Here is a 12,527-nt window from a genome sequence, read left to right on the forward strand (position 1 = left end):
AAAAGAAGAAGCAGCCATAAGGAAATGCATTAGATTATGAGGTGGAATAAATGGCACATATCCTATATATCGAAGACGAACAAGAAATCGGGCAATGGGGAACAGAGGACTTAACAGGAAGAGGTCATCAAGTAACTTGGCTAACATCTGGGAATGAATTAGAAAAATATATAAATGATATAGATCTTGCCATTTTAGATATTATGTTGCCGGGACTTGATGGTTTCTCTATTGGTAAACGAATAAAAAAAGCAAACCCAGACACACCAATTGTGATGTTATCTGCGCGTTCAGCTGTGGAGGATAAGATTGAAGGTTTAAGCTTTGCAGATGATTATGTCACAAAGCCATTTCATCCAGATGAATTAGCTGCGCGAGTCGAAGCATTACTCCGCCGTTTCCAAAAGAAAGAGGACACGATTGAAATCGGACATCTGCAAATCGATACGAAATCATTGGTTATTACCAATAAGCATACAGCAGAAGAGATTTTGTTGACAGGAAAGCAATATCAACTGTTTCAATATTTCATTCGTCACCTGAATCAAATTTTGACGAAGGAGCAGCTTTATGAAGGCGTATGGGGAGAGCGTTTTATGGAAGGAGATAAAACGCTGATGGTGCATATTCGCTATTTGCGTGAAAAAATTGAAGCAAATCCGGCGAAACCAACAATTATTGAGACAATTCGCGGGATTGGATATCGGGTGAAAAAATGAAGCGGTTTTTGAAATCTTTATTAGCGAAATATATATTGATTATCCTCATTGCTATTTTTTTAATACAAGCAGCCTACTTCATTATCATTTTTGTTTTTTTAAATTTAGTAGATGATTCAGATTCACCGGAGGATGGGGAAAATACATTTACAGAAATAGAGGAGAAATGGCATCAGGAAGCCAATGCCGTAGTATCGGAAGACGATGTGAATCAACTATTTGAAGAGTGGCGGGAGGTCTATTCAAACGCATCTATGTTTTGGGTGAATGGGAACGGTATTTTGTCTGTACAAAGCAACCTTCAAGAAAACTTACCTGTGGAATGGGACGCAACTTATACTGCAGATTTCTTAAAAAGAAATTACAATAATGATCCATTTACTGTTGTTGCTTTTGCAGGAGAAAATGAGGAAGATGGCTTTATTGTCTTTCAACTGGAGCGGGAAGCGATGAAGCCTCAAGGACAACGCCTTTTTGATCAGTATAGCTGGGCTATTGTTATGTTAACGATAGGTGTTGTGTTTTTGTTTATTTTTATATCCCTATGGTTTTTCAGAGGAATTCGTAAACGTCTTGTCCACCTGCAAGAAGCAATGGAAATTCGAGATACAGATGGGTTACCGATTCCTATTGAAGAAAAAAAACAGGATGAGATTGGTGATTTAGAGAAGTCTTTTAATCAAATGGTACAGGAATTAAGAGAGAGCAGAGAGCGTGAACAAGAAGAGGAACAACTGCGTAAAGAACTGATTGCTAATTTGTCACATGATTTACGAACACCTTTAACTAAAATAAATGCACAGGCGTATACATTGCAGAAAATGAATTTGCCAAAAGAGGCAAAGCATTCCCTTAAGTTGGCGACAACCTCTATTGAAGATGTGGATAAATTGATCGAAAATTTAATGTCTTATACGTTGCTTATGGCGAGTAAATATAAGAAGGAATTAAAAGAAATAGATATGATGCGTTTTCTCCGCCAATATTTAGCGACCTGGTATCCGGTTTTTGAGAAGGAAAGGTTTGAAGTTGATATTGACATAGAACCTTTTGAACAAAATATGTGGAAAGTAGATTCATTGTGGTTCAGCCGGATTTTAGATAATTTGTTACAAAATGTGCTGCGTCATGCGGCAGATGGCGAATATATCGCAGTGCGGACAGAGTCAACGGGACACCACGATGCCATTGTTATTATAGATAAAGGAAAAGGAATGCAGACGAGTACAGATCAAAATGGTGCTGGGATTGGTCTTTCTATTGTTGATATGATGGTAAAAGGTATGGACCTGGATTGGGACATGAATTCTACGGAAGAAGGAACAACGATAAAAATTATTAGAGTAAAAAGAGCTGATGTTTAGGCCTTGTTTTGAGTAGAGAAATTCTCTTAAGGGAGAAGTGATAATGAAAAGTGCTTACGTATATTGGGGAAATGGAAAAGTAAAATTAACTTGTATACAAGCTAACGAACTTCCAGAAAAGGAATTGATAACAAGTGCACACGGTTTATGCTTCAAGGATAATAAATTGCTCCTGATGAATTTAAATCACAGGGGCTGGGATATACCGGGCGGGCATATTGAAAAAGAGGAAGCGCCTGCAGATTGTTTTAAACGTGAAGCTTATGAAGAAGGCTATATTACAGGCAGTTGTTCGCTTTTAGGATATATCGCAGTAAATCATACCGAAAATATCGAATGGAATTCGGAAGGACGTTACCCAAAAGTTGGTTATCAGATTTTTTATCGCATGGATGTGCAGCAAATTTATGAATTTAAAGCCGCTCATGAATCGAGAGATAGAATATGGATAAATCCGAAAGATATAAAAAAATATAATAAAAATTGGAATACATTATCAAAGTATTTTAGATGTTGCAATGAAAAGAGACGGGTGATATAAACTGTCTCTTTTTTTGGCATTTCACCAAGCAAGATAACTTAAAAATTCCGGCTTTTTTAAACAAATTTTAAACAAAGCACATACTTTATTTTAACCTTCCATCTTTAACCTTGAAAGTAGAGGTGATAATCATGGAATATATCGTAGAAACAAAGAACTTAACAAAATCATTTGGAAAAGAAAAAGCAGTGTCAAATTTGGAAATGAAGATACCAAAGGGAGAAATCTATGGCTTCCTTGGTCCTAACGGGGCTGGTAAAACGACAACAATTCGTATGCTGTTAGGGTTGATGCGGCCAACTTCCGGCTCTGTTCAATTATTTGGCAAAGATATGAAAAACAACCGGATAGACATTTTGAAAAATGTGGGTTCGCTGGTAGAAAACCCTTCGTATTATCCGCATTTAACTGCCAAAGAAAATTTAGAAGCAAGCAGAAAAATTCTTCATGCACCAAAGGAAAGAATAGATGAAGTACTTAGACTTGTTCGACTGCACGGCGTTGGGAATAAAAAAGTAAAAGGTTTTTCACTTGGAATGAAGCAGCGCCTCGGGATTGCTGCTGCCATGCTTCATCAGCCGGAGCTGCTCATTTTGGATGAGCCTACAAATGGACTGGATCCATCCGGTATTATTGAAATGCGTGAATTGATTCAAAGTTTGCCGAAAGAATATGGGATGACGGTATTAATATCCAGCCATTTATTATCCGAGATTGACCAAATGGCTACAAGAGTAGGTGTTGTATCGAAAGGGAAAATGATTTTTCAGGATTCTATCGAAAACATGCGTAAAATTGCACAAGCTTCGATTCAAATAAAGGTAAATGATAATGAAGCAGCTTGGCGTTCAATGCTTGCCAATGGACAAAAAGCCGATTTAGGAGAAGAACATATCAATCTGCAAGTGGAGGACGATGAACAGGTGGCTGCTTCCATTGACTACCTCGTCCAGCAAGGCTTCTCTATCTATCGGGTGCAAGAAGAAACACGGTCTTTGGAGAATATCTTCTTGGAGATGACAAAGGAGGAACATGCAGAATGATTTTTCCACTGATACAATCGGATTTTTTAAAGATAAAGCGTAAAGGTATGTGGCTGTTGTGTCTGATTGGCCCTTTGGGCGTGGTGGCATTGCAGATGGTCAATTATGGAGTGCGAAAAGATTATCTGTTTGAGCAGATGGATGATCGCTGGCTTTACTATCTTTTGAATATCAATACATTTACCCCGCTTGCGATTGTTTTGGGGATTGTGATTTTAACATCTTTTATGTCGAGTATTGAAGATGAAACCAATGCATGGAAGCAGTTAGTTGCTTTGCCTGTATCCAAACAGTCAGTATATCTATCTAAGTTTACGGTAATCAGCTGTATCTTATTTTTGTCTTCCGTCCTTTTATTCCTGTTTGTATTTGGTTACGGTCTGACATTGGGATTAGGAGAAGATATTCCGTATTTACGGTTAATGGAGTACAGTTTTTTACCTTTCTTTGCTGCGCTGCCGGTGTTAGGACTGCAGCTCTGGGTGGCTACGATAAGTAAAAATCAGGCTATCCCGGTAACTCTAGGCGTGATTGGTGTTATTTTTGCATATTCTGCTCCGCTTCTACCTGATTGGATGATGTGGAAATGGCCGGCTCTATCTAATGATTGGGGTCATACGTATATCAATGCCTTGTTAGGAATCGGCTTTGGAGTGTTGCTGTATTTGCTGGGAATGATTGATTTTAAAAGAAGGGACGTTAAATAAATGTTTTCCGTAATAAGTTCTGAATGGTATAAGCTGCGAAAGTCAAAAGTACTACTACTTCTATTAGTGGCACCGCTGATTGGATTATTTATTGGAATGTCCAGTCCGCTAGGCGATATAGGGGCACCCAATCCATGGTATGAAAAATTGATAATGATGAATTTTACCTACGCTGTTTTATTCCTGCCGTTAATTTCAGGGGTCTTAGCTAGTGTGATTTGCCGGTACGAGCATCAGGAAGGAGGTTGGAAGCAGCTGCTGGCGCTGCCAGTGACAAGGAGAAAAGTCTTTCTATCTAAATATCTATTGCTGCTGCTTCTGGTGTTTGCGATGCAATTATTGTATCTGGTCTCTATTTATCTGGTTGGAATGATAGAGGGGATCACTGATCCTTTTCCGATGGATATTGTCTGGAAAACGATTGTAGGAGGCTGGCTGGCCACTTTTCCATTAATTGCTTTACAGTTATGGGTTTCGATCGCATTTAAAAGTTTTGCCGCCCCATTCGCGATAAATGTTATTTTTACATTACCAACGATTTTAGTTATTAATTCGGAGCGTTTTGGCCCATATTATCCGTGGGGACAGCCATTTCTAATGATGAATATTGGCGGAAGTACAGGAGATGTCTTTTTTGTTCCCTGGAATCAAATATTAATGGTGATTGGCGGCAGTTTTCTATTGTTTTTCATTGGAGGCTATCTGTATTTCCAGAGAAAAGCGATTTAATAAGAAGAAACACAAAAGGAATGGCAGTCGTCTGCTGTTCCTTTTTCCATTATAATAGGGAGAAGGCAACGTTTTAAAAGAGAGGATATCTTTAAAGTGCGAAACAGATATATTTATTGTGATTCATTTGGTAATCCTAATGAAGTATTAAAAATAACAGACAAAGAAATCACTCCCCCTGAAGCAGGAGAAGTACTTGTACGCATGTTAGCCAGACCAATTAACCCATCAGACTTAATCCCGGTAAGAGGAAGCTATTCACACAGAATTCCTCTGCCCTATATTCCGGGCTACGAAGGCGTCGGAGTTGTAGCGGATGTTGGTGCTAATGTCAGCAAAGAGCTAATAGGCAAGCGTGTTTTACCATTACGGGGAGAGGGGACATGGCAGGATTTTGTCCGGGTGCCTGCTGCATTTGCTGTACCTGTACCGGAATCCATTGATAAGATACAGGCTGCACAACTATATATTAATCCTTTGACGGCGTGGGTTACGCTGACAGAGATATTGAAATTACAGTCAGGTAGTGTGCTGTTAGTTAACGCTTGTGGGTCGGCAATTGGACATTTATATGCGCAGCTTGCAAGAGTTTTAAATTTACGTTTGATTGCAGTTGTGAGAAATGATAAACATACACAGAAGCTTTTAGAACTTGGCGCTTCTGAAGTGGTAGATATCTCAAGCCAATCCCTTTTTGAAATGGTGATGGACAAAACAAATGGAAAAGGAGCCGATGCGGCGATTGACTCATTGGGAGGCAGTGCTGGTTCTGATTTAGCTGGCTGTTTGCGCAATCAGGGACGTTTTTTGAGTATCGGCTTGTTGTCTGGACAGCAGATGGATTGGGGAGGCTTTGCAGATAAAGTGAAAATGAATATTTTTCATTTAAGACATTGGAATAAGGGGGTAAGCCAGGGGAAATGGCAGGGGGCCTTCCAGCAAATTTTGAGGCTTGTGGAGAAGGAAGAGCTGCTGCTGGGTATTGAGAAAGCAAATTATGATTTGGCAGATATAAAGCAGGCATTGGATACACTTACCGATGGCAGAAAGGGTAAAGTAATCTTATCCGGCAGCTGACGATGTTTTTCCGATAAAACCCGTTTCTTTTTTGTCGAGTGATTTACCGAAGAAGTCTCTATACTTGAATCAATGGAAGGAGGGAAAGGAAATGCAAAGCAGCATGAACGAAGCATTACAATATATTGAAGAGAACTTGGATACAGAAATCGATGAGAAAGAAATTGAAAAAATTACTGGTACGTCGATTTATCATTTCCGGCGAATGTTTTCTTTCTTGGCCGGGATGACTCTCACAGCCTATATTCGCAATCGGAGGCTTTCCAATGCAATGTTTGATCTGCTGCGGGAGGATGTTAATGTGACAGATATGGCTTTTAAGTATGGTTATCATTCTGTTGATGGTTTCTCCCGCGCATTCCGGGAATGGGCAAGATGTAAACCTTCTGAAGTGAAGCATCAGCAAAAGCACAAACTTAAAGCTTTTCCGAAACTAACCTTCCAACTAACGATTCAAGGAGGAGCAGATATGAATTATCGAATTGTGGAAAAAGAAGCATTTAAAATAATTGGTGTCAGTAAAAAAGTGCCAATGCAGTTTGAAGGAGTTAATCCGGAAATTGAAAAGCTGGCGCAAAGTATTACGGAATCTCAAAAAGGCAAAATGCATGAACATGCTAATCTAGAGCCTAGACAAGTAATTAATGCTTCGTATCATTTTGATGAAGGCAGGATGAAAGAAGAAGGATATTTAGAGCATATGATTGGTGTATTGACAGACGAAGAAGGACCGTTTGGCGGGCTGGATGTGCTGGAGGTACCTGCCCATACTTGGGCTATTTTCTCTTCACAAGGACCGTTCCCTCAAACGATGCAGGAAATATGGGCAAAAATTGCTGCTGAATGGCTTCCTTCCTCCAGTTATGAATTAGTGGAAGCACCTGAAATCTCTTTTGTAGAAGATTATAGCAATCTGGATAATGTATATAGTGAGATTTGGATGGCTGTAAAGAGAAAGGATTAGAAGGGACACAAATGTGAAAAACGAGGTGCTGCTTTAGAGCGCCTCGTTTTTCATAATGATGATATTTGTTTTGGAGATTCATAAAGGATGCTTCCCTTACGATATGTTAACCCTCCAAATTATAATCAACCCACATCCCGTAATCCGGAAATGTAAGCAGGGATGGATTTGGAAAAAGCAGCTGAACATCCTCGACATCATCACTGACTATTTCATAATAGACGGTTCCTTCCAGCGTTTCACCTGGACCAATTTTTCCCTCAGGTCCTTCATATAAATCTTCGACAGGTTGTCCATCGATTACAAGGTGATTAGAACTGTTTGCTCCTTGACCATCTACCAGGCCTTCTACATGCGGCTGTGGAAATTTATGATATAAAGTTACATCTTCATCAAGTTGATTTTCAAATGTCATATCAACAGCAAGCACAGATTCCGTTTCATCTCTTAAATCAAGATTTTCATTCCCTTCATTGATTTCCACATTGCTGATATTCACCTTGAAAAATGTATCTTCTCCATAATCGTTTAAATACATGTCTTCTCCAATATCATAAGTGCCAATCTGATCTCTGCGCTCATCCTGAGGAGTGTGGAAAACAATTTCAGGTATATCCTGCATGAAATTCCACATGAGTGCACCGGCATAGAGTGATTTTTCATCTGCCGCAACAGCTCCGACCAAATCCATGGATTCGCCTTCGTCTAAACTTTCCTGGAAAGACGCCAGCTGGTCAGTGAATGTATCGTTTTCAGGGTAACTTAAATCAAGATCGAAACTTCCATTAAGAGCTGCATATTCCGGTATAACGTCCCCCATATTAATGGAACGATCCCCGATATTTTCTACGGTATAATCAACAAACGCAACAGCGTCATCCTCTGATGGGGAAGCGATACTTTCTTCAATAAATGCTTGATGATCATCTCCGTCCTCTATCCATATCTCATTAACGGTAATTTCTGCAGGGACACCAGAACTGTATCCCTCGATTTCAAATGTTTCTCCCATTTCATGATAGAGCTCAGAACCTTCTGATTCATCATTTGTATCTTCTTCCTCCGTACCGTTAGCCGCTGTATCTTCCGTCTCTTCATTTTGATCTGCTGCGGCGCTCGAGTCTTCATTGTTTTCATCGGAATTAGAGCTGCATCCAATCATCAAGACTGCGAAAGCAATGAATAAAAGGAGCGTTCGTAAAAAACCTGCTGTTCTTGCTGTTTTGTACATTGCCGTACTTCCTTTCTTAATAATTTTTAGAAATTTGAGCAAATAATCCTTTGTTCTTACCTTATCATTTAAAGACAATGGCATCAAATAATTCTAAAATATGTGAATAATATAATTATGTTATGGATATCCCAAAAGGGCAGTATGTGATAAAATTTTAGTATATAAAATGAACAGGAGCTGTTAGGCATGATTAAACATATCGTACAATGGAATCACCGTGAAAATTTTAGTGAAGCAGAGAAGAAGACCAATGCAGAGAAAATTAAGAACGAGTTAGAGAGTTTAAAAGAGAAGATAGATGGTGTTGTTTCTATCAAAGTCATTATTGATCCGCTGGCGACAAGTGACCGTGATATTATTCTGGATAGTGAATTTGAAACGGAAGAGGCGTTACAGCAATATCAAATACACCCGGAGCATGTCCGTGTATCCGAATTTGTAAAGGAATGCGTGCAGGATCGAGTTTGTGTCGATTATCAACTATAATCACGAATAGAAGCAGTGTAGAAAGGTTTTCTATGCTGTTTTTTCTGTGTGCAGCAAGGGTTACATAAAATGAATCTGAGAAAGGATGCAGTTGGATGAGTGACAAATGGCTAGAGTGGGCAAAGCAAATCCAGTCGTTAGCACAGGCAGGATTAACTTTCACAAATGATATGTATGATAAAGAGCGGTATGAACAGCTGCGTACCTTAAGCATCGAGATAATGAACGAATATACGGACCACAATTTTGAATCTATCCGTGATTTATTTGCTAATGAAACAGGATATCAGACTCCAAAAGTAGATGTGCGGGGCGTAGTTTTCAAGAATGACCGTATTTTAATGGTACGTGAAAAACATGATGATGCTTGGGCGTTACCAGGCGGTTTTTGCGATGTCGGTGAATCGCCAAAAGAAAATGTTACCAAAGAAATTCTGGAAGAAGCGGGGTTTCATGTTGAAGCCAAGAAGCTGCTCGCTGTTTTTGATACGAATAAGCATGCGCATCCGCCACAGCCTTACCAATATTATAAATTATGTATTCAGTGCGAGATTATCAGCGGGGAAGCCAGCTTAGGTATGGAGACTAAGGGGATTGATTTTTTTGCAGAGGATAACCTGCCTAATCTTTCATTAAACCGGAATACGGAAATACAAATCAAACGTTTATTTGAATTTTTAAGAGACCCGGAGAAACCGGCATTATTTGATTAATACCATACGGATGAAGCATTGCTTCTTGGGAAGAAGAGAATATTTCTGCTGTTCTAAATTTCTTGTAAAACACGTCCATGTCCTTTAGAATAGGGATGTTTTCTTATATGATGAGGCATGCACAGGAAGAAGAGAATTCCTGGCAATCCGAAAGTAAATGGAATAATCAAAAGTGGAAACATATTGATATAGAAGCAAAAAGGAGAGTAGACATGGACCGGACGAAATTAAGCTCGGAAAGTAATCGATTTATCGAAAAACTGCGGCTGTATTTATTTTCTCAAGGGATTGAGCAGTCGGATATTGAAGATGTTGCAGATAATCTGGCACAGCAGCTTTATGAGATGGAACAGAATAATGAGCCGATTGAACAAATTACCAATCAATCCCCACAGGAATATGTAGACAAGCTGAAAAAAGAAGTGGATGAAAAAAAGAATCCGTCGGTATCCTGGCTGATACCTTATATTCTGATCGGCGCGATTGTTTTTATGCTGTTTGGGGACGCCTTACGCGGGGTATTGTATGGAGAAATTGTAGCGTACAGTCTTTTTAGAATCCTGAGTACCGTTGTTATTGGGCTATTATTTATCATTGGTTCTGTATTTGCAGTGCGGTATACTTCTGGAAATCAGTTATCTGAATCTAAAAAATATGCCATGCTCGCTATTCCAGCAGTGATAGGCATGCTTTTATTTATAGCGGCTTATTTTATAGATGGTTATGTGGAAACGTCGCTTGTTACGATTCCATTCGCAGGTAGTATGATTTTATTAGGAGTTGTAACAGCAACGGCGATACTGCTCTCTGTTTGGGCGAAAACATGGATATTGCCCGTTATTTTAATAGCTTGGAATTTTCCGCCCTTGATTTTGGAAAATACACCGCTTGGAGTAGATATGCAAGCGTTTCTGGGTATTATTTTAACGGTGTTGATTGTAGGGGCTTATATTTATTTAGAGTTTCAAGAAGAAAAATAGCTGTAACCAGACATATTTTGTTAGAATGTAAGCAATGAAAGATAAGCAGGAATCAAAATAGATAAGAGGTGCTTGAAGTGAAGGGTTACTTGGCAAATGGGTTATTTTCAATGGGCGATCGTTATGTGAATGAACAGCTGGCAAAGGCGATTCGTGAAGCTGTTCCAGAGATAGATTTATATCTCCCGCAGGAAAATGCTGCAATTAATGATAAAACGGCTTATGCCAATAGTGAGATTATTGCAGAAGCGGATTTATCCAAATTGGAAAAGAGTGATATTTTAATCGCAGTACTGGACGGTGTAGAGATAGATTCTGGTGTAGCTGCTGAGATTGGTGCTTTTTCGATGTTGAAACGTCCGATTGTTGGTGTATTTACGGATACCCGCCAGCAGGGGAGAGATAATCAGAAAAAGATAGATGCGCTTGTGGAAGATGCTTTAGAAAATCAATTTGTTTATCGCAATTTATTTTTAGTAGGCTTAGTTAAGCGGAATGGTGTGATTACCTCTACGATAGAAGAGGCTGTGGAAGCTGTATTAGAGGTAAAGAATAGACAGCTATAATGCTTTTAGAGAAAATCAAAATTGTCCTTCATGCTGCTATGATGGGCGGGTTTGGTTTTCTCTTTTTTATTGATGTCCTCCATCCTATTTAATGAATAAACAGATAATGTTGAAGGAGAAGGGTTATGTCAAAAACGGAAAGAATCACCTTAAAGCTTTTATCCGAAGAATACATGGATCAGCTGTATCAATTTGAGCTTCCGGAAGAGCAGCATCAATTTACTGCGCTGCCGAAAGAGGTCGTTGATCTGGCTGAAGGTCAGTATGGCGTTATGATTATGAATCACGGGGAGCCGGTGGGTTTTTTCCTGCTGCATCAGACAGACCGTGTAAAAGAATACACCGATAACCCTCACGCTATCCTTTTGACTGCGCTATCTATTGATCAAGCTCATCAACGCAAGGGGTATGCCAGAAAAGGGATGCGGTTACTGGAGGATTTTGTGAAGGATACATTTCCTGAATGTGATGAGATCATTTTAGCAGTTAATCATAAAAACACAGCCGCACAAAAGCTTTATCAACAAGTTGCATTTGCAGATACGGGTATACGAAAAGAAGGTCCTAAAGGAGAGCAATATATTCTAGCTTTAAAGCTTAGGTAAATCGAGTAAAAAATATTCCTGTTTCTAGGTATTGTAAAAACACAGGACAATTGTATTGTTATTGAAAGAAAGTAAAAGAATAGAATGAAAAATCAGTTCTTTTTCCCTGTTGATTTCCAATCTCGCTATGCTATTTTTAAAAGGAAAAGACGGGAGGAAGAAAATGAAAAAAATACTTGGTTTGATGACAGCGGGAATAATGGCTTTATTTGTACTGGCTGCGTGTGGAAATGATGAAGGTAATGAGAATAATGCTTCTGACAATGAACAGGCAGAGGAAAGTGAGCAGGCTGAAAGTGGCGAATCTGCCGGTGATGGAGAAGAGAGTACAGAAGAAGAGCAAGAGCAGGAAGAAATCCAGCCGGGCGATGTAGAATCAGATATATTTTCTGTGCTTGTGGCAGGTTCGGAGACGTATTCTGTTCAGGAAAACGGCGTTGATATTTTAGAAGATGGTTCTGTACATAGCCGCTTAAAGGTAAATCTGGAGATTGATGATGATGACATTGATTTTGATTATATGAAACAAACCGCAGAGGATGATACGGAGATAATTGGAGAATTATTAGGGGAAGTGGAAGCCGTTGAAACAGCTGAACTGACGTGGTTATTTAATTACCATGGTCCGTTTTACACCTTTCAATTAGAGCGGGATGGCGATAAATTAATGGTTACGGAGGAAGATTTTAACGGAGGCCAATTAAATGATCATATAGAATCGTATGTCCCTGCGTCAGAAGTAGAATAAGATTTCGATTATCTGCAAATATAGAATTCATTGCTCCGACAGGCGGGAAGA

The 12,527-nt window shown here is 39.3% G+C and carries 15 protein-coding genes; 14 read left to right on the forward strand and 1 reads right to left on the reverse strand.

The features are described from left to right. The first annotated feature begins 50 nt into the window (after positions 1-50). The 8 genes from ACZSMY_RS13545 to ACZSMY_RS13580 all read left to right on the forward strand — a co-directional run bounded on the left by ACZSMY_RS13545 (position 51) and on the right by ACZSMY_RS13580 (position 7,144). Positions 51-719 carry a response regulator transcription factor gene (locus ACZSMY_RS13545; protein ID WP_332093925.1) on the forward strand — a complete coding sequence of 223 codons (669 nt, stop codon included), beginning with the start codon at positions 51-53 and terminating at the stop codon, positions 717-719. Then, on the forward strand, positions 716-2,083 hold the full coding sequence (locus ACZSMY_RS13550) for a HAMP domain-containing sensor histidine kinase (protein ID WP_465147882.1): 1,368 nt from the start codon (positions 716-718) through the stop codon (positions 2,081-2,083). The genes ACZSMY_RS13545 and ACZSMY_RS13550 overlap by 4 nt, the downstream gene beginning before the upstream one ends. Before the next feature lie 43 nt (positions 2,084-2,126). Further along, complete coding sequence (locus tag ACZSMY_RS13555) at positions 2,127-2,624, forward strand: NUDIX hydrolase (protein ID WP_465147883.1); 498 nt, start codon at positions 2,127-2,129, stop codon at positions 2,622-2,624. A 131-nt stretch (positions 2,625-2,755) separates the two neighbouring features. Continuing rightward, positions 2,756-3,667, forward strand: coding sequence for an ABC transporter ATP-binding protein (locus tag ACZSMY_RS13560; RefSeq protein WP_332093923.1), 912 nt, complete (start codon positions 2,756-2,758; stop codon positions 3,665-3,667). After that, positions 3,664-4,374 carry an ABC transporter permease gene (locus ACZSMY_RS13565; RefSeq protein WP_465147884.1) on the forward strand — a complete coding sequence of 237 codons (711 nt, stop codon included), beginning with the start codon at positions 3,664-3,666 and terminating at the stop codon, positions 4,372-4,374. Before ACZSMY_RS13560 ends, ACZSMY_RS13565 begins: the two co-directional genes overlap by 4 nt. Further along, a complete protein-coding gene (locus tag ACZSMY_RS13570) occupies positions 4,375-5,103 on the forward strand; it encodes an ABC transporter permease (RefSeq protein ID WP_193062711.1) in 729 nt (242 codons plus the stop codon). Positions 5,104-5,199: 96 nt separating this feature from the next. Then, entirely contained in the window at positions 5,200-6,180 is a 981-nt protein-coding gene (locus ACZSMY_RS13575; RefSeq protein WP_193062713.1) for a zinc-dependent alcohol dehydrogenase family protein, read from the forward strand. Positions 6,181-6,271: 91 nt separating this feature from the next. Beyond that, positions 6,272-7,144, forward strand: coding sequence for an AraC family transcriptional regulator (locus ACZSMY_RS13580; RefSeq protein ID WP_193062714.1), 873 nt, complete (start codon positions 6,272-6,274; stop codon positions 7,142-7,144). A 106-nt stretch (positions 7,145-7,250) separates the two neighbouring features. Here ACZSMY_RS13580 and ACZSMY_RS13585 read toward each other — a convergent pair whose 3' ends face one another. Then, positions 7,251-8,375 (reverse strand): DUF4352 domain-containing protein, encoded by a 1,125-nt coding sequence (locus ACZSMY_RS13585; protein WP_465147885.1) that lies wholly within the window; start codon positions 8,373-8,375, stop codon positions 7,251-7,253. A gap of 189 nt (positions 8,376-8,564) precedes the next feature. On the opposite strand from ACZSMY_RS13585, the gene ACZSMY_RS13590 reads away from it, so the two are divergent. The 6 genes from ACZSMY_RS13590 (at position 8,565) to ACZSMY_RS13615 (ending at position 12,476) form a co-directional block, all read left to right on the forward strand. Then, on the forward strand, positions 8,565-8,864 hold the full coding sequence (locus ACZSMY_RS13590) for a Dabb family protein (protein WP_193062717.1): 300 nt from the start codon (positions 8,565-8,567) through the stop codon (positions 8,862-8,864). A 95-nt stretch (positions 8,865-8,959) separates the two neighbouring features. Continuing rightward, a complete protein-coding gene (locus ACZSMY_RS13595) occupies positions 8,960-9,577 on the forward strand; it encodes an NUDIX hydrolase (RefSeq protein ID WP_193062719.1) in 618 nt (205 codons plus the stop codon). Between the two features lie 107 nt (positions 9,578-9,684). Beyond that, a complete protein-coding gene (locus tag ACZSMY_RS13600) occupies positions 9,685-10,557 on the forward strand; it encodes an HAAS domain-containing protein (RefSeq protein ID WP_193062721.1) in 873 nt (290 codons plus the stop codon). Between the two features lie 77 nt (positions 10,558-10,634). Beyond that, positions 10,635-11,123: a nucleoside 2-deoxyribosyltransferase gene (locus tag ACZSMY_RS13605; RefSeq protein ID WP_042531475.1), complete on the forward strand. Its 489-nt coding sequence runs from the start codon at positions 10,635-10,637 to the stop codon at positions 11,121-11,123. 125 nt (positions 11,124-11,248) lie between these two features. Further along, a complete protein-coding gene (locus ACZSMY_RS13610) occupies positions 11,249-11,728 on the forward strand; it encodes a GNAT family N-acetyltransferase (RefSeq protein ID WP_042531478.1) in 480 nt (159 codons plus the stop codon). A 163-nt stretch (positions 11,729-11,891) separates the two neighbouring features. Further along, positions 11,892-12,476: a hypothetical protein gene (locus ACZSMY_RS13615; RefSeq protein WP_465147886.1), complete on the forward strand. Its 585-nt coding sequence runs from the start codon at positions 11,892-11,894 to the stop codon at positions 12,474-12,476. Positions 12,477-12,527 lie beyond the last annotated feature (51 nt).

Source organism: Oceanobacillus sp. B139/18 (genome assembly GCF_055524595.1).